General features: G+C 40.2%; 20 protein-coding genes. 15 read left to right on the top strand and 5 right to left on the bottom strand.

Translation table 11 applies throughout. The features are described from left to right. The first annotated feature begins 180 nt into the window (after nucleotides 1-180). The 5 genes from ACEWFH_RS17760 to ACEWFH_RS17740 all read left to right on the top strand — a co-directional run bounded on the left by ACEWFH_RS17760 (nucleotide 181) and on the right by ACEWFH_RS17740 (nucleotide 3,350). A complete protein-coding gene (locus ACEWFH_RS17760) occupies nucleotides 181-525 on the top strand; it encodes a Na-translocating system protein MpsC family protein (RefSeq protein WP_188403957.1) in 345 nt (114 codons plus the stop codon). A gap of 16 nt (nucleotides 526-541) precedes the next feature. After that, a complete protein-coding gene (gene fdhD, locus ACEWFH_RS17755; RefSeq protein ID WP_473725068.1) occupies nucleotides 542-1,336 on the top strand; it encodes a formate dehydrogenase accessory sulfurtransferase FdhD in 795 nt (264 codons plus the stop codon). A 42-nt stretch (nucleotides 1,337-1,378) separates the two neighbouring features. Beyond that, nucleotides 1,379-1,810 (top strand): NUDIX hydrolase, encoded by a 432-nt coding sequence (locus tag ACEWFH_RS17750; RefSeq protein WP_473725067.1) that lies wholly within the window; start codon nucleotides 1,379-1,381, stop codon nucleotides 1,808-1,810. Nucleotides 1,811-2,073: 263 nt separating this feature from the next. Next, nucleotides 2,074-2,649, top strand: coding sequence for a sigma-70 family RNA polymerase sigma factor (locus tag ACEWFH_RS17745; RefSeq protein ID WP_473725066.1), 576 nt, complete (start codon nucleotides 2,074-2,076; stop codon nucleotides 2,647-2,649). A 44-nt stretch (nucleotides 2,650-2,693) separates the two neighbouring features. Next, nucleotides 2,694-3,350, top strand: a complete 657-nt coding sequence (locus ACEWFH_RS17740; protein WP_473727343.1) for a DUF3600 domain-containing protein — start codon at nucleotides 2,694-2,696, stop codon at nucleotides 3,348-3,350. A 44-nt stretch (nucleotides 3,351-3,394) separates the two neighbouring features. On the opposite strand, the gene ACEWFH_RS17735 is transcribed toward ACEWFH_RS17740, so the two are convergent. Then, nucleotides 3,395-3,763, bottom strand: coding sequence for a VOC family protein (locus tag ACEWFH_RS17735; RefSeq protein ID WP_473725065.1), 369 nt, complete (start codon nucleotides 3,761-3,763; stop codon nucleotides 3,395-3,397). An 87-nt stretch (nucleotides 3,764-3,850) separates the two neighbouring features. Next, entirely contained in the window at nucleotides 3,851-5,512 is a 1,662-nt protein-coding gene (locus ACEWFH_RS17730) for a serine hydrolase domain-containing protein (RefSeq protein WP_473725064.1), read from the bottom strand. 193 nt (nucleotides 5,513-5,705) lie between these two features. Here ACEWFH_RS17730 and mraY point away from each other — a divergent pair, with 193 nt between their 5' ends. Next, nucleotides 5,706-6,683, top strand: coding sequence for a phospho-N-acetylmuramoyl-pentapeptide-transferase (gene mraY / locus ACEWFH_RS17725; RefSeq protein ID WP_473727342.1), 978 nt, complete (start codon nucleotides 5,706-5,708; stop codon nucleotides 6,681-6,683). Nucleotides 6,684-6,972: 289 nt separating this feature from the next. Here the strand turns inward: mraY and ACEWFH_RS17720 are convergent, their stop codons facing one another. Together ACEWFH_RS17720 and ACEWFH_RS17715 are read right to left on the bottom strand one after the other, a co-directional pair. After that, nucleotides 6,973-8,151 carry an endonuclease gene (locus tag ACEWFH_RS17720; RefSeq protein ID WP_473727341.1) on the bottom strand — a complete coding sequence of 393 codons (1,179 nt, stop codon included), beginning with the start codon at nucleotides 8,149-8,151 and terminating at the stop codon, nucleotides 6,973-6,975. 193 nt (nucleotides 8,152-8,344) lie between these two features. After that, the gene (locus ACEWFH_RS17715; RefSeq protein WP_473725063.1) at nucleotides 8,345-8,887 is read right to left on the bottom strand and encodes a GNAT family N-acetyltransferase; all 543 of its coding nucleotides are present in this window, start codon (nucleotides 8,885-8,887) and stop codon (nucleotides 8,345-8,347) included. Between the two features lie 116 nt (nucleotides 8,888-9,003). Between ACEWFH_RS17715 and ACEWFH_RS17710 the strand changes: the two genes are divergently transcribed. From ACEWFH_RS17710 to ACEWFH_RS17675, 8 genes are all read left to right on the top strand, one after another. After that, nucleotides 9,004-9,348, top strand: a complete 345-nt coding sequence (locus ACEWFH_RS17710) for a winged helix-turn-helix transcriptional regulator (RefSeq protein WP_473725062.1) — start codon at nucleotides 9,004-9,006, stop codon at nucleotides 9,346-9,348. Beyond that, on the top strand, nucleotides 9,341-9,541 hold the full coding sequence (locus ACEWFH_RS17705) for a cysteine-rich CWC family protein (RefSeq protein ID WP_473725061.1): 201 nt from the start codon (nucleotides 9,341-9,343) through the stop codon (nucleotides 9,539-9,541). The genes ACEWFH_RS17710 and ACEWFH_RS17705 overlap by 8 nt, the downstream gene beginning before the upstream one ends. Beyond that, nucleotides 9,538-10,611: an NAD(P)H-dependent flavin oxidoreductase gene (locus ACEWFH_RS17700; protein WP_473725060.1), complete on the top strand. Its 1,074-nt coding sequence runs from the start codon at nucleotides 9,538-9,540 to the stop codon at nucleotides 10,609-10,611. The genes ACEWFH_RS17705 and ACEWFH_RS17700 overlap by 4 nt, the downstream gene beginning before the upstream one ends. 194 nt (nucleotides 10,612-10,805) lie before the next feature. Next, entirely contained in the window at nucleotides 10,806-11,045 is a 240-nt protein-coding gene (locus tag ACEWFH_RS17695; protein ID WP_473725059.1) for a phage holin family protein, read from the top strand. A gap of 155 nt (nucleotides 11,046-11,200) precedes the next feature. Beyond that, a complete protein-coding gene (locus tag ACEWFH_RS17690; protein ID WP_473725058.1) occupies nucleotides 11,201-11,539 on the top strand; it encodes an RNA polymerase sigma factor in 339 nt (112 codons plus the stop codon). A 246-nt stretch (nucleotides 11,540-11,785) separates the two neighbouring features. After that, on the top strand, nucleotides 11,786-13,039 hold the full coding sequence (locus ACEWFH_RS17685; protein ID WP_473725057.1) for an L-lactate MFS transporter: 1,254 nt from the start codon (nucleotides 11,786-11,788) through the stop codon (nucleotides 13,037-13,039). 128 nt (nucleotides 13,040-13,167) lie between these two features. Continuing rightward, complete coding sequence (locus ACEWFH_RS17680) at nucleotides 13,168-13,617, top strand: GNAT family N-acetyltransferase (RefSeq protein ID WP_473725056.1); 450 nt, start codon at nucleotides 13,168-13,170, stop codon at nucleotides 13,615-13,617. Between the two features lie 195 nt (nucleotides 13,618-13,812). Then, complete coding sequence (locus tag ACEWFH_RS17675) at nucleotides 13,813-14,463, top strand: YrrS family protein (RefSeq protein WP_473725055.1); 651 nt, start codon at nucleotides 13,813-13,815, stop codon at nucleotides 14,461-14,463. A gap of 242 nt (nucleotides 14,464-14,705) precedes the next feature. Here the strand turns inward: ACEWFH_RS17675 and ACEWFH_RS17670 are convergent, their stop codons facing one another. Further along, nucleotides 14,706-15,467, bottom strand: coding sequence for a class I SAM-dependent methyltransferase (locus tag ACEWFH_RS17670; protein ID WP_473725054.1), 762 nt, complete (start codon nucleotides 15,465-15,467; stop codon nucleotides 14,706-14,708). A gap of 251 nt (nucleotides 15,468-15,718) precedes the next feature. Here ACEWFH_RS17670 and ACEWFH_RS17665 point away from each other — a divergent pair, with 251 nt between their 5' ends. Then, nucleotides 15,719-16,216 (top strand): DinB family protein, encoded by a 498-nt coding sequence (locus ACEWFH_RS17665; protein ID WP_473725053.1) that lies wholly within the window; start codon nucleotides 15,719-15,721, stop codon nucleotides 16,214-16,216. Nucleotides 16,217-16,235: the final 19 nt, after the last annotated feature.

Genomic DNA, 16,235 nt, shown 5'->3' with positions numbered 1-16,235 from the left:
AGTGAGAAGAAAAACAGCAACAACTAGATTTCTTCCAACTTTTCTCTTCTTATTATAGCGTTTACAATGGGAAAGGACAATAAGACTTGCATTCTCGCATTCTGAATTTTTATCACGTGCGAAAAGGAAGTGCATCATGTATGATTAGTAAAAAATGGAGAAACTGTGGTGATGATTCAAATGTCTAAGAAAGTGCATGACTTCAACGATATTATCCGCAAACTGCGAAAGAATCTGCTAGGAAAAGGGCCTGAGAAAATTCATACGGTCTTTGTTGAAAACATGGCGATCTCAACCATGTACGGAAATTTGACACCTACTGAAAAATTCATTGCACGAACAGCAGAAGGCAAAGAAATGGTGCATGCCGCAAGAACACGCCTCATTCAGGACGTATACGCAACAGCACCGCCTGAAGGGTTGGAAGATGTAACTGGAGCAAAGTTTGTTCATCTGTTCTCTGACTTTAAAGTTGATGAGGATATGGCTGTTTCCGTGTTTGTATTTGATAAACCGATTGCTTAGTGGAGGTGATCTCATCATGAAGCCTGTTGTAACAAAGCGTGAAATTCTGCAGTTTAAAAATGGGAACGCTACAAGAAGTGAAGATACGATCGTAACTGAACTTCCGGTAACAATTAAGATCAATGGGGAAGAGTTCGTGACGATGGTGTGCAGCCCGGAATACATAGAGGACATGGTGGTCGGTTATCTCGCATCAGAAGGAATCATCCGAAACTATAAAGATATTAAAGACATATGGATACAAGAAGACGGCAGCTATGTTCATGTGGCGACAGATCGGTTGAATCCACTTTATCAAAATTTGCAGAATAAGAGATACATAACGTCATGTTGCGGGATGAGCCGGCAAGGATTTGTGTTTGCGAATGATGCGCTGACGGCAAAATCGATGGATATAGTGAGGGTGAGAGTAACGCCTCAGGACTGTTTCCGATTGATGCGAGAGATGCAGAGTGGAGCAGGCATTTTTCAAGAGACAGGTGGTGTGCATAACGCAGCACTTTGTGATGTGAACGGAATCGTGCTGAGTCGAATGGATATCGGTCGGCATAATGCATTAGATAAAATTTACGGATACTGTTTAAAGAATGATATTTTTATAGGGGACAAGATTCTTGTGTTTAGCGGCCGGATTTCGTCGGAGATTTTGTTGAAGGTAGCGAAGATCGGGTGTGAGATCGTGCTTTCTAAATCGGCTCCAACGGAATTTGCACTGCAATCGGCAGAAGAACTGGGGATTACAACAGTCGGATTTATCCGCGGCGATTCTATGAATGTGTATACGAGGCCGGAGAGGATAGTGACGGGTTGAAGCCATTTTTCACGTGATTACCAATGATAGGAGTGATTCAACTTGCGTCTAAGAGCCAATGCACTCGGCATTTTAGTAAATAACGACTATATACTGTTAGAAGAGCGAGAGGGAAAACATTCAGAAGGAAAAGGTACCTATTATCGTCCAATCGGCGGGACTATTGAATTTGGTGAGAAATCTGATGATACACTGATTCGAGAATTTAAAGAAGAGCTTGCCGTTGAAATCAATGTTATGCGTTACATAACTTGTGTAGAGAATATTTTTACTGTCGATAACAATATAGGGCATGAAATATCACAGATTTATTTAGTAGAATTTAAAGATCCTGGTTTATATGCGAGAAAATTCTTTGTTGTTTCAGAAGGTCAGCAGATAACAGTGGCTAAGTGGATAAGGAAAGAGGAGATTTTAGCAAGTTGCAAAATTCTTTATCCTAAGGAGTTACGTCAATTAATTAAAGATTTCTAAGGCGGTACAATTATGATACACACACTGGTTGGAACTTTTAATCATAAGCTCCAATTTTCTCACTATGTTCATCAACCTAGATTACAAAAAGGCTTCATTTCAATAACAAAACTCAATTATTACAGAACAGCACATGAAAAAACTGAGTAAATAGAAATAAGTAGTTCCTCAAAGGAAGTGGAACTGCTTTTTATTTTTGAAAAAAATCGAACGAAATGGAAAGTTCTTACCAATAGATTGTGAAACGTAAAGGAGGGGTGCGATTGTATACCCAAAACGAGTACGGTGAGCTAATTCAACGTACGCTATCTGGAAGTAAACACGCATATGGTGAGCTTTATGAAAAAACCGTTCATGATGTTTATCATACCGTACATTTTTTGTTAGAAGAAAAAGCGGATGTAGAAGATGTTGTTCAAGAGATTTATGTGGAAGTATTCAAGAGCTTAAGTCGTTATAACACAGAAAAAGCATTTCGGCCATGGTTAAAAGGGATTGCAATTAAGCAAATCTCAGCTCACCGACGAAAACGGTGGCTTTCGTTTAGAAACAACAAAAAAGTATCACAGCAACCAATTGAAATCACAGAAGATTTTTCCCCTGGAGTAGTGGACGAACTTTCGAACAAACAACTTGTTCAGCTCGTTGACCAACTTCCTTATAAATTAAGGCAAGTCATTATTTTACGCTATCTCAATGAACATTCACAAGAAGAGGTAGCCGCCATTTTGAAATTACCACTTGGAACGGTGAAATCCAGAATTCATGCAGGATTAAAAAAACTACGAGAACATGAACAGACGGAAAACATTTTTTTAAGAAAGGTGGAAAATGTCTAGTGGAACATGTCAATCAACTAAAAAATGCTTTAAAAGAAGAGGCTATGAAAATTAGTCCGCCACCTGAGTTAAAAAGTAGAGTATTGAATCAAATGGCTGCAAATAAAGGGCTGGGAATGAAAAAACGTGTAGCTGCGTTACTCATCGCATTGTTTATTATTCCGACTAGCGCATTCGCCTACCAATCCATATTGGCGGATGGAGTTTATGGATCCTTTGAGAATGTTAAGAAACACGTTGCATCTGCTACACTTGAGGGTTATATGGTCTTTAATGCAAAGCTCTCACAAGCGAAAGGTGACCTTGGTGATACAGAATATGAAAAATTTAGACAAGCATTAAATGTTTTAACGGATGCAAAAGTAGAATACGGAGACAGGTACGGAAATATTAATTATGATTTGATGGCAAAAGAGGAAAAAGAAAAGTTGAAGGAAATATCCTTTGTACTCCAACCTTATTTTGATGAATTGAACGGAGATATTTCTAGCAAAGAATTATTAACATCATATGAATATAAACTTTTTATCGATGCACTTATGACGTATGAAACGATCCTTGCAAAAGCTCAGATTGATACGAGCGAGGGCCCCGTTACGAGTAAAAGTTTGCCTTCAGAGCTTCAAGAACCATTTACAATCGCAAAAGAAAGAATGGATTATGTTTACGGTTTACAACAAGCTGAAAGAGACAAAAACTAGGCACAGAAGACAGTTCTTTTTCTAAAGAACTGCTCTTCCGCTTCCTAATTATGTACTTGAAGTTTGTTTCCACTAGGATCAAAAAAGTGAAAATAGAGATGACCATTGTCTTCCTTCATCTCATCGACCTGTATCCCTTGCTCTTTAAAAGAGAAGTGAAGCTGTTGGATGTCAGAAGTGGTAAATGCAACAGAAAATTCACTCTGTCCGTTTACCGTAAAATGTCCCCGAGAGCTTTGATCTGCTTTCACTAAGATTAATAGAGGACCTGATTGTAATTCCACAACGGCCAAGTTCTCGTTACGATGGTTTAATTGAAATCCTAAACGTTCGGTGTACCATTTAACAGATTCCTGAAGATCTGTAACGGGCATTCTAAAGTAATGCATTTCTTGAATAAGTGGCTGATTCATCTAAAATTCCTCCAAATGTTTCTTACCCGTTCATTCTCTATAAACCGATAAAAAACCTCCTGAAAGACCATTAGGTTTAAAAAAAGACTACCAGCTGCGTGCCTCCCATTGGTTTTCTTTTACGTCTAACGGTTTCTTCTCACCATCAGAATCTGTGCCATACACATCATCCACATACCAACCTCTACCGTTTACAGAAGCATCTGTTTGATAGAGGAATCGAACCAGTTTTGTTCCTTCAGGTAATTCCACTTTCTCGTGATTCCATTTTTCTTCTTTTCCGGTAAAAGCGTTCGGCAGTGCAGTCCACGTTTCACCGTCACTAGAAACCTGAAGAAGCCCTTTATCACTGCCATTCTCGATGCTAAACCAGTTATTAAAATGAAGCACACGCTGCTCTTCACCTACAGCAAACGTTAAACTTTTCTTCAAATTATCGCCATATCCAGCAAACCATGCTTTATCCTTATGCTCCATTGGTACAGAGATTGCATCACCAGCAAGCTGAGCAACCTTGCGTCGGATCGGGTTCATGGAAACCGTTGCTCGTGAAGGATGGACGCGGTTCGTTAACGTCAGAACAATCGTTTGATTTTTCGGCGACACGACCATGGATGTACCGGTATATCCGGTGTGGCCGAGTGTTTCTTCATTTCCAAGAGAATCCATGTACCAGCCTTGATTCAACTCCCAGCCAAGTCCGTGAGAGTTGCTTGGGAACTGTGGAAGCTGATTTTCTGTTAATAAGCGAACCGTTTCAGGCTGTAAGATTTCAGTCCCTCCATATTTTCCTTTTTGTAAGATCATGTGGCCAAAGACTGCTAAATCATTAGCAGTTGAAAAAACACCAGCGTGACCAGCAACTCCGTCAAGACTCCAAGCGTTTTCATCGTGAACGCTGCCCCAAACCATACCTCGTCCGATGTTTGGCTGATACTCTGTTGCTGCGATACGTTCACGGAGCTCTGCAGGAGGGTTGTACATCGTGTCCTTCATCCCGAGTGGCTCTGTTATGTTTTTCTTTACATATTCATCAAGACGCTGCCCTGTGAGGCGTTCAACTAAAACGCCAAGTGTAATCAAGTTAAGGTCACTGTATGTATAGGTCGTGCCAGGCTGTTTATTGAGTTTATACTTTAGTGCAATCTGCAGGCGATCTTCGCGATTGGTTCCCATGTTATATAGCGGTATCCAAGCGACAAAGCCTGAAGTGTGTGTCATGATTTGCCTAATCGTAACGTTTTCTTTTCCGTTTTCATTAAACTCTGGAATGTACTTGCCAACAGGATCATCCAAGTCAAACATTCCTTGTTCATACAGTTGCATCGCGGCGGTGGTCGTGAAAAGCTTGGAAATTGATGCGATGTCAAAGATCGTATCCTTCTTCATCTCAACAGGGTTGTCCATCTCGGTAAATTTGTCATCTGTGTAACGAGCTGAATAGCCATAAGCATCATGTTTTGCGATACTACCGCTGCGCGCAACGAGTACAACAGCACCTGGCATCGTACGTTTTTCCATCTCTTGCGCTATAAAATGATCAATCTGGTTAAGCGGCTCACGTTTTAATGAAGCGCTTTCAGGAGTTCCCGGGTGAAGAACAGCTGAAGAGGGAACAGGGCGGTTCCAATCACCTGGTCTCACGTGGTTTTCTTTTGAAGAACTCTCAGCAAAAATTATAGGGGTTACACTGGATAAAAGCATGGCTGTACTTAACATGGTACAAACTAAAACACGTTTTCCTCTCATATGTTCGTCTCCTTATTCTGAAAATTCTTACACTTTATAACAGTAGCAATCCGTGCGAAAGGTGTCTATCACTCGGAAGTCCCACAGCACATTTTCCTATCTAAATTGTGTCTAAATTGTAGGGGTCTGACCCGGGGTCAGACCCCCTACAATTTAGAGGAACTTCTCATCTTTTCTCGAATAGTTACAGTGGATAAATAAGAGAGGAGACCGCAGTTATGTTTTTACAGCTAACACCTGCTTTTATCACGTTTCTGTTAACCGTTACCATAGCGCCTCTAGTAATTTTAACTTTAAAGAAATTAAAACTCACGCAACCTATTCGAGTGGAGCTTCCCGCAGATCATCAAGAAAAAAGGGAACACCTTTGATGTTAGGAAGTGTGTTTTTTGTAGGGATTTTCGTCGCGCTTTATTATTACACGACTAGTCCAGTTATGCTCTTTCTAGTGGCAACGTTTATATTGTTTAGTTTTATTGGATTTCTAGATGATTTTTGGAAAGCTTCAAAACAAGATCCTGGCGGAGTATCAGGAAAGACAAAACTAAAGTTTCAGTTCGCGTTCACCATTCTACTCCTATATGTCGGCATCGATCTTTTCGACATTGATACAAGCATCCGGGTGACGGAATCATTGAACATTGTTCTTCCTTACATCATTTATCTAATCATAATTACACTGTTTATTGTCGGGACGGCGAATGCAATCAATTTTACCGATGGCATGGACGGGCTCCTCGGCATGGTGGCCATTCCTACATACTTCTTTTTCTTTGTAATCAGTGAGTATACGGAAGTGAAAGTCTTTTGCTTGGTGATGATTGCTACAATTCTAGGATTCTTAATCTATAACTTGTATCCGGCAAAAGCGTTCATGGGGGATACAGGTTCACTCGCGATTGGAGGAACCTTATCGTTTCTCGCCATCATCGAAAACGTAGAGATTTTAATTCCCATTCTGTTCATTATCTATCTTGCAGAACAGCTTTCTGTCATCATTCAAGTGGCTTATTTTAAACGGACGAAAAAGAAGCTGTTTCGTTTCACACCCATTCATTACCATTACGGTATTAAGTACGGATGGTCGGAAAACATGATCGTCACGGTATTCGCCATGGTTTCTTGGGCAGCATGCGGCATTTGTTTATTCTATTATGAGGTATTTATGTAGAGAGAGTGACACGTATCGTGTGTCACTCTCTTTTTTAGTTGTTATGTGTTTCTGAAGAGGATTACAGTCTTTTATGTAGTCGTAGAAAAGACATGGCTTCATCTATATATGAAGTTGCTCCATATATTCACGTTAGCAAGCAACAATTTCACATTAATTGAAATAATTTCACATTAATTCATTTAATTTCACGTTAATTGAAATATATTCACGTTAACCATTTATTTACAAATTAACAACAAAAAAAGCCCACCGAAGTGAGCCCTTTCAAATCGTCTTCCTATCAAATCTACCAGATTTCCTCAGCCCATTCCGGATGGTCGATAAACGGATTGCGGTTATGCTGGAATTGTTCATAAATGATGTTGTTTCGATTGCGTTCCCAGTTATCAACGGGATCTTGCAGGTGCCATTGCAGCAATACAGACATTTTTCCGTGGTAAGGAGCGGTTCCGTTATTCACGTTGTTGTTGAGTTCAAGCTGAGGCTCACCACTGTCTCCTTCATAGCGGACTGCCATATAAAACAGCATACGCGCGACGTCACCTTTTACCGAATCACGTGGTTCCCATGAATCACTATCATAGTAGTTTCCAAGTGCTTCAGTGTGCTGTGTGCCTCCGTTATCGAAATCAAGATTACCGCGGGAACTGTTTACACTAACATCAGTCGGGCGAAGGTGGTGGATGTCCGTGCCAGGGCCCATCGTCGTTCCGAAATCACCATGAGATTTTGCCCAAACGTGCTCACGGTTCCAATCGTTTACGTTACTGCCATTTGATGTTTTGCTTTGTGAGCGGCCTGTATAGAGCAGTATGACGTTATTGCTGTTGTTCGGATCTTGATCGGTTACTTTTAACGCTTCCCAAACGACAGAATACGAAAGCTCTGTGTGGTCATCGATGATGTTATGAAGAGCGGTCTTTAGTGCTGCACCTGTTTTCCCTTGAGCCGTATCATAGTATGACTCATCGTATGCAGGCGGATCGGTTGGATCAGTAGGCGGGTCAGTTGGTGTAGTACCCGATGTTTTTTCCATAGCTGTTGGATCTTTTAAACCAGCATGTGAAAAATAGGCAGATAGGTAGCCTGTTACTTTAATAGATTGTCCTTTTAAACTTGGATTAGTTTTCAATCCGAACTGTGAACGGAAAGCAGACGGAATCTGAACATAGACCATGTTTGCCGTGTTTGTTTCAGAGGCACTGTCGGCCAATGCTAGCGCATAATCGCTAGGATAATTGCTCGTTACAACCGTTGTTGTTGCAGTTGGTTGTCCCACAACATAACCTTGTACGGTCTTTAAAGAATTGTTTTGATTAGAAATGCTTTGAGAAACAGAATACGGACTCGACCACGTACCGTCACCGGCAGCCTGAAGAGTAGGGATGAATGCTAAAGAACTTACGACTAAAGCAATCACAACTGAAAAAAGCGAAAGGAAATTCTTGTTCCGGTGCCTTTTCATCATCAACGCCTCCATTAATTTAATTTTAACCCCTTGCAGCACAAACTACTAAATCCTGGTGAAACAGGTTTATTCTACAATCTTTTTATTAACTTCATTTTACAGATTTGTAAAACTAGAAAACTAGCTACAAAGGGAGGAAGTAATGAAGGGCGGAAAAACAGTCAAATTGACCTAAAATCACTGAAGAATTTTAAATTCCACTTACTTTATTACTGCGTAAAACCGTTATAAATCCATCTAATATTTCATGGCTAACTGAAAATCCTTTACGCTGATAGAACTCCAATGCATCATCATTCCCATTGGAAACATAGATAAAGTAATCTTCAACCTCCTCAAATTTACGAAGCCAATTCATAGACATATTAAAGAGTGTAGATCCGACACCGTATTGTCTGTATTCTTCCTTTATATAAAACTGAGACAGGCAGCCGACAAGCTCTTTTTTAACCGAATCCATATCAAAAAAGGTAGCAAACTCACTCGAATAAACTTCTTTTGGAGAGATGTTTGAATAAACATAACCAACAATCTCATCACCATCTTTTACAATGACAATGTAGTTATGTAATGCCTTCTTAACTGAAGGGATCAATCGTGTTTCAAAACTCATCGTGTCAAATAATTCAGGAGTTATGCAGGCTTTTGATTTTTGGTAATCCATAAGTTCATTGCAGAGATCTCGGCAAAGCTCAATATGATGATCAGGAAGAATCTCGTATTTCAAATCCATTTTCTTCACTCCTCAGCTTAGGTAATTACGCTATAATTTTATTACATAGAAAAAGGAAAACAAGTATGCAGTAATTTCTTACTAAGTCAGTAAAAACTGATTAAAGGAGTTTCGCGATGAACGAGACAGGATATAAGAGGAAAGAAGACTGCCCATTAACATTCGCCCTCACGCTAATCGGGAGCAAATGGAGGCTTCCAATCATATGGGCGTTATGGAAAAATAAAACGCTGCGCTATAACGAACTGAAACGGCATGTAGAGGGAATTACGAACATGGTCTTGTCTCAGGCGTTAAAAGAAATGGAAAACCAGGGATTGGTGATTCGTAAACAATACATGGAGATTCCGCCACGAGTGGAATATTCCTTAACAAAAGCTGGAGAGGATCTAGTTCCTTCCTTAGAGTCATTAGCAAAATGGGGAAAAGGCATGCAAGTAAGGTTGAAAAACGATGTCTAATTGCCCTTTGTGTAAAGAAGATAACCATTGTGCTATAACTAACGGAGACAAACCTGAAACATGCTGGTGCATGAATGTCACCATTGCCCCACTACTCCTTGAGAAAGCGGCTTCAGACTGCAATACATGTGTATGTCAAAAATGTGTGGATGATTGGAATGGAAAAGGACCTCTGATAGGAGATGACGTATGATTTTCAACATGCTCAATATCAAATGCCCGATTATTCAGGCTGGCATGGCGGGAGGACCGACAACTCCGGAGTTAGTCGCAGCAGTTAGTGAGGCCGGTGGGTTGGGAACGCTCGGTGCTGGATATATGAATCCTCAACAAATTAGTAAAGCCATTCGGGATATTCAGCAATTAACAAAAGCTCCGTTTGCAGTGAATTTGTTTCTGCCAAACTGTTACGAAATGGATGAGGAAATCATTTTAAAGATGCAGCAACAGTTAAATACATATCGAGTAAAACTAGGAATTTCAGAAGTGAATGCGATTCCTGATATGCAGGAGCTCTTTGAAAAACAGCTGGAGGTAGTAGTGGCATCAGGTGTTAAAATTGTTAGTTTTACATTTGATGCACCTCAAAAGAGTTTAGTAGATCGGCTCCACGCGTCAGGGATTACCGTGATTGCGACCGCTACAACAGTAAAAGAAGCGTTGAAGCTGGAAACTTGTGGAGTTGATGTGATCGTCGCACAAGGAAGTGAAGCAGGTGGCCATCAAGGGACATTTATAGATGTTCAAAATGAAGCATTGATTGGAACGATGGCATTGGTTCCGCAAATTGTTGACGCGGTGAATTGTCCAGTAGTTGCTGCTGGAGGCATCATGGATGGCAGAGGAATGGCAGCAGGATTGGCGTTAGGGGCATCTGCCGTGCAACTTGGTACGGCATTTTTAACGGTGAAAGAAAGCGGTGCGAACAAGATACATCAACAGGCGATTCTAGCGAGTAGTGATACAGAAACGAAGATCACGAAAGCTTTTTCAGGTAAAAGTGCAAGAGGATTTAAAAATCAAATGATGACCGATTTGGAGAGTTTTAGTGACGTATTGCCGCCCTATCCAGTTCAACACGTTTTGACTTCTGATATTAGAAAAGAAGCTGCTCGCCAAGAAAATAAAGAGATGATCTCCATGTGGGCCGGGCAGGCATCACCATTAGCTCAAGTGAAATCAGCAGGTGAGCTGGTGGGTAGTCTGTTGCAAGAATGCGAAAAAGCACTCAGTAGAGGGACAATGAAATTAAGCCGAACATGACTTTCGGCTTGAACATTTTGAAGACTTGTCGATATATCTCAAAAATCTCTGGACTCATGTACTGTGACACCAAACCGGATTTTTGTGGATTCTTTTGAAACTTCCCCAAACGTATACAGATAAGGTCTTTTTTGATTCAACCCAGAATAAGTTTTGTATAAGCTTTACAAAATTTCTGAACTGGGGTGGAAATCATGGATTTTATTAACGATTTTGCGCCATACGTTGGTTTAGCTGTGATTTTATATGCGATTCGACAGACGGAACGATTTTCGAATAAGTATATCCCCATAGTGGCTGTCGTACTTGGTGTGCTCTATGCTTTTTGGGAAGCAGGCGGTGCAACACCCGAAGCCACATTGATCGGCTTGAAATACGCACTGCTCGGAATAGGAACGGTCGCAGGAATCAAGTATTCTATTGAAAAAAACTAACCAAGTAATTCAGTTTAAGGCAGTGCTGTTTCAAAAAGCACTGCCTTTAGTTATACAAAAAACACAAAAATAATAAACAAATGTTATACAAGTGTTTAACATATATCATATCCGGGTAATAGGAAAGTAAGTCTAAGATAAAAGGTGATGCTGTTATGAAAATAAAAAGAGACCTTGAAGGAAATGTGTTAAAACAATTATTAAATAAAGATCCCGAAGCATTAAAACAAATGGTCAATTCATACAGCACATTACTTTTTCAAGTAGCCTTGAGAATCACAGGGGACAAGCGAGCGGCTGAGCAAGTTTTATGTGAAGTATTCCGTGATCTCTGGGAAAACCCCCTTCATTACCAAAATTTCAAGGACAGTTTCTTGTCTAGCTATTTAATAAAATTGTGCAAACTTAAGTGTGTGAATCGAGAAGAGATGCATATCACGAGATTATTGTCGAAAAAGTCAAAAAATTATGTTGCGAAGAATGCGACAATCTGATAATATTAAAAACGCTTACAACTAATGCCAATACGGTAAATGGAAAACATGCATGATCTGCACGTTTTTTATTTCAATATTGATGGTGAATGAACTCTCTGCACGAGCATGTAGAGATTTTAGACAACATTCTTAGAGGACTTATCTGATGAATAAGTACTTTTGGATGTTGTCTTTTTATTTGGGATGCATTAGGGTAAGGTTCATGAAAACTTAACCATATTAACTTTTTAGGGGGATGTACGGATGAGAAAGACAAAGAACCGCTGGCTCATTGCGTTGTCAGCTGTAGGGATTCATATTTCTATCGGTTCGGTGTATGCATGGAGCAACTTCACGAATCCATTGATCGAAAAGTTCGGCTGGTCCGCTTCACAAGTTCAGATGACGTTTAGTATTGCCATTTTATTCTTAGGTTTGTCGGCTGCCTTTCTTGGTCATTTTGTTGAAAGACATGGTCCAAGAAAAGCTGGTTTACTCGCAGCTGTTTTCTTTGGACTGGGTATTGCTGGTTCAGGGATTGCAGTCAATATCGGCTCTTTAACGATGCTCTATATCTTTTATGGGGTTCTCGGCGGGATTGGTCTAGGAGTTGGTTATATCGCTCCTGTATCAACACTCATAAAATGGTTTCCAGATCGCCGCGGTCTTGCAACTGGACTTGCCATCATGGGATTTGGATTCGCAGCGGCCATCAGCTCTCCAATCATGGACGCACTGATTAAGTCAGTTGGAGTAGCAAACACGTTTTTTATTTTAGGAATTGCTTATTTTGCAGTTATGACATTATCATCTCTTTATTTGGAAAAACCAGAAGAAGGCTGGCTGCCGGATGGATTTAAAGAGAACGTAGAAAGCGGCAAGGTGAAGATCAAGAAAGATCTTTCGCAGCTAACGGCTAACGAAGCGGTAAAAACACGTCGCTTCTATTATCTGTGGATCATGTTATTTATCAACGTAACGTGCGGAATTGCGATACTTTCCGCAGCAAAACCACTTGCAGAAGAAAGTATCGGTCTAACAACAGCTGAAGCTGCAGCGCTTGTCGGGGTATTAGGATTGTTTAACGGATTTGGTCGTATCGGCTGGGCATCAGTATCCGATTATATTGGACGACCTAACACGTACACGACGTTTTTCGTATTGCAGATTGCTTTATTTTTCTTATTGCCGCAAACCTCATCATCAATTCTTTTTCAAGTGATGCTCGCCATCGTTTACACGTGTTATGGCGGAGGATTTGCTTCTATACCAGCTTTTATTGGCGATTTATTTGGAACCAAACAAGTGGGTGCGATTCATGGGTACATCTTAACGGCATGGGCAGCGGCTGGTCTTGCAGGTCCACTTTTCGCTGCATGGATCAAAGACACAACGGGTTCGTACGCAAACAGCTTAACGTTTTTCTCAGGATTGTTTATAGTCGCACTCGTCGTCTCAATCTTAGTCCGCTTTGACATGAAACGGCTTGAAGCAAAACAAAAAAAGGCCGTGGCTTAAATACGTATGTGATGCAAATGCAGTGTCTTCATTAACGGGAAGGCACTGTTTTTTTATATAAATCATTCGTATTGTGATTTTATGGTAAAGTAAGAACTGGAATGAAAATACATATTTAAGGGGAAAACATGACAAACATAACTGTAGAAATCACTGAATTAAACACAGAAAATTGGTATGAGTGCTGTTCACTAGAAGTAGAAGAAAATCAAGCGAGTCATATTGAACCAAATGCTGTTTCAATTGCACAATCTAAATTCGAACCGAACTTGAAGCCTTATAGCATTCGTTATGAGGGTGAGACAGTAGGATTTCTTATGTTCAATACGGTGGAAGAAGAGCTTGATGGTTATTGGATCTACCGTATTATGGTCGATAAGAACCACCAACAAAAAGGAATCGGCAAAATCGCTGCACAGTTGATGATTGACGAAATGAAATCAACGCTGAATGCGAAAAAAATTGTAGTTGGCTATCATCCTGAAAATAAGGGAGCCCACGAATTATATAGAAGTTTAGGTTTTGTCGATAACGGAGACCGTTTTGGAAAAGAAATGGCTGTAGTACTTGAGGTTTAAAACAAGCCTGTTGATTTAACGAAAACTTCTGAAATCTTCTGTTACCCTCAATTTCCTCCTATTGCTCTTCGAATAATTAATGTTGAGTAATTAAGAATGATAAGTAAATGATAGGACTCCATTTATAAATGGAGTTCTTTTTGTTTGGTTTCAAGCATAGAGGGAACGTTTGTTAAGAAGGAGTGAATTTTACAGATGAGAAGATCAGAGCGCAACAAGTCAAAAAAGAGAAATGTAGTTTTGTTCAGCGCATTAGGTGCCGTTCTTTTAGCTTTATTGTTTTTGCCGAAAGATGCACTGCTAATGGGTAATGAAGAAGAGCCTGTAAAAGAAAAAGTAAGTAAAGAACCAAAACATAAAGTCGTAAAACTTCAGCCAGATAATGAGAGTGCTTATGAAGACGAAGAGAAAGCAGTTGAAGGATCTAGTGAAGAGGAAACAACAGATAAACAAGAGCCTTCTGAAGAGATCGGCATAGATCCTGAAAAAGAAGCGGATAAAAAAGAAAAGGCAGAGAAAGAGAAGAAAGCTGCAGAAGCTGAAAAGAAAAAGCAGCAAGCTTCTGGTGGCGAGCCTGTTTTAAACAAGCCGATTGGAACCTCTCAAACAGAACCGCATACATCCAGCTATGATGAAGGCAGTGTCGATTGGAACGAAAAGCTGAAGGCCATTCGCCTTGCAACAGGACTTGATGAAAACATGACCGTATGGAAAATTGGAAATGGCGGAGGGCCACAGAAATCAGTTGCAGAAGTAAGCCCAAATAAACAGCCGAATGAGAGATACACCGTCAACCTCGAGTGGGTGGATCAAAAAGGCTGGATGGTAACGAGTGTACAGAAGTAATTTATGTTGTGCTTAGCATAATTTCTGCAAGTGGACAGTATTTTGTGAGAAGTGGACAGTATTTCACGAAAAGTGGACAGTAAATTATAAAAAGTCGACAGTAAATTACCGAAAGTAGACAGTATTTCACCGAAAGTGGACAGTAGCATACACAAACTCGCTTTACCACACTGTCTAAACAGAAAAAGCTGGCCAGGATCGTTGCTTCACACGATCTCAGAGCCAGCTTTTTTATTTTTCGCTTACATCATCCTCGCTTTTAAAAGAAAACGATGCTGTTTCACTTCAAAATACCCGATATTTTGAATCATCTCATGAATTTGATATAACTCATCTAGATAATCTTCACTTTTAAAGTTGGGAATCTGCCAAGGAATCGCATTTAAATAGTAAAGAAGTGCGCCGATATCATAAAAACGCTGAACCGGATATTCTTCTTTCGCCCCCAATACCTCAAACCCGTTGTCACGCAGTTCCTTTTCAGCAAAAGCTAGTTTCCAGTGAGAGAACTCATCGTTTATAGCTGCACCAAGCGCTTTATTGATATCCGTACAATCGGAACCGCCAACTTGCTGTGTCACAAAAATTCCATCATTCGTTAAAACCCGCCTCACTTCACGCGGAGAATACGATTCGTGCTTATTGATGATGAGGTCAAAAACATCATCTTCAAATGGAAGAAGATCATCTTCACCGATTTGAAACACTTTTACGCCAAGAGGCTCAAGTCGTTCTCTTGCAATCGGAACGTTAGGCGGATACCCTTCTGTTGCACAAACTATTGCTGGAAACGGTTGAAGTTTAGATAAAAGTTCACCGCCTCCAGTGCCCATGTCAAGCATCGATGACACTTTTCCGATGAGAGGGGTTACCATACTGCCATAAGACCAAGAAAGCATTCCGCTTGCCATTCGGCCAGAATCGGTTATATATGAAAAATCCCATCCAGAGAACGGTTTCTTCACTTCCTTAATATACATTTCAAAATCTACATCACGTTTCATACGTGCACCTCCAAAAGTTTATCTTAATTTGTTGAATCTTTACGTTCTGTTGGAGGTCCCCTAGCGTAATAGCCGTTTTATATCTCGTGCGCGAAATGATTTATCATGTTCTCCTCATACCACCATAATGTCTTTTTTAAAAATTCTTCAAAACAATCCCAGTTCCTTCCTAATCATAAAAATTAGAGGGAATTTTGTCGTGCTGTCGAAAATAGGCAAAGAAGTAAGAAGGTAAATAAGGGGAGGGCATTATGACACATCATGCTATGAAAATGTACGATTATCACGTATGGGCGAACAAGGAGCTATTCCATCGTTTATCAGAACTTGGAAACGAAGTGTATCACCAGACCGTGCAGAGTGTTTTCCCATCCATTTCGAAAGTAGTTTCACATATGTACATTGTTGATCAGCTTTGGTTTCATATTGTTTCGGGGACCAGTATGACAGAAGCACTTGAGATAGAAAAAGTAGAGTCGGATACAAAGAGCATTGAAGATATCATGACGATGTTTGATGAATTAACCCATCAATATAAGGAGTTTCTTAACGATGGAGTTGATTTGGACAAGATGTTAATACTGGATACGCCATGGGCGGGACGAAGAGAAACGAGTATCGCTGAGATGCTGCTGCATATCGCGACACATGGTGCGTATCATCGCGGTAATATTACTGCAATGCTGCGTCAAAATGGTTACAGCTCAGTTACGACAGATTTAACGAGTTATTGGTATACAGATCATTAAGAGCTCTATACATACAATT

It is taken from the genome of Fictibacillus sp. EA-CB0309 (assembly GCF_055814265.1).
This window is presented reverse-complemented; position numbering and strand designations above follow the sequence as displayed.

Coding starts and splice junctions, on each gene's coding strand:
- ACEWFH_RS17760 (WP_188403957.1), top strand. CDS start 181: ATGTCTAAGAAAGTGCATGACTTCAACGATATTATCCGCAAACTGCGA.
- fdhD (WP_473725068.1), top strand. CDS start 542: ATGAAGCCTGTTGTAACAAAGCGTGAAATTCTGCAGTTTAAAAATGGG.
- ACEWFH_RS17740 (WP_473727343.1), top strand. CDS start 2,694: ATGAAAATTAGTCCGCCACCTGAGTTAAAAAGTAGAGTATTGAATCAA.
- ACEWFH_RS17735 (WP_473725065.1), bottom strand. CDS start 3,763: ATGAATCAGCCACTTATTCAAGAAATGCATTACTTTAGAATGCCCGTT.
- ACEWFH_RS17730 (WP_473725064.1), bottom strand. CDS start 5,512: ATGAGAGGAAAACGTGTTTTAGTTTGTACCATGTTAAGTACAGCCATG.
- ACEWFH_RS17720 (WP_473727341.1), bottom strand. CDS start 8,151: ATGAAAAGGCACCGGAACAAGAATTTCCTTTCGCTTTTTTCAGTTGTG.
- ACEWFH_RS17715 (WP_473725063.1), bottom strand. CDS start 8,887: ATGGATTTGAAATACGAGATTCTTCCTGATCATCATATTGAGCTTTGC.
- ACEWFH_RS17710 (WP_473725062.1), top strand. CDS start 9,004: ATGAACGAGACAGGATATAAGAGGAAAGAAGACTGCCCATTAACATTC.
- ACEWFH_RS17705 (WP_473725061.1), top strand. CDS start 9,341: ATGTCTAATTGCCCTTTGTGTAAAGAAGATAACCATTGTGCTATAACT.
- ACEWFH_RS17700 (WP_473725060.1), top strand. CDS start 9,538: ATGATTTTCAACATGCTCAATATCAAATGCCCGATTATTCAGGCTGGC.
- ACEWFH_RS17695 (WP_473725059.1), top strand. CDS start 10,806: ATGGATTTTATTAACGATTTTGCGCCATACGTTGGTTTAGCTGTGATT.
- ACEWFH_RS17690 (WP_473725058.1), top strand. CDS start 11,201: ATGAAAATAAAAAGAGACCTTGAAGGAAATGTGTTAAAACAATTATTA.
- ACEWFH_RS17685 (WP_473725057.1), top strand. CDS start 11,786: ATGAGAAAGACAAAGAACCGCTGGCTCATTGCGTTGTCAGCTGTAGGG.
- ACEWFH_RS17680 (WP_473725056.1), top strand. CDS start 13,168: ATGACAAACATAACTGTAGAAATCACTGAATTAAACACAGAAAATTGG.
- ACEWFH_RS17675 (WP_473725055.1), top strand. CDS start 13,813: ATGAGAAGATCAGAGCGCAACAAGTCAAAAAAGAGAAATGTAGTTTTG.
- ACEWFH_RS17670 (WP_473725054.1), bottom strand. CDS start 15,467: ATGAAACGTGATGTAGATTTTGAAATGTATATTAAGGAAGTGAAGAAA.
- ACEWFH_RS17665 (WP_473725053.1), top strand. CDS start 15,719: ATGACACATCATGCTATGAAAATGTACGATTATCACGTATGGGCGAAC.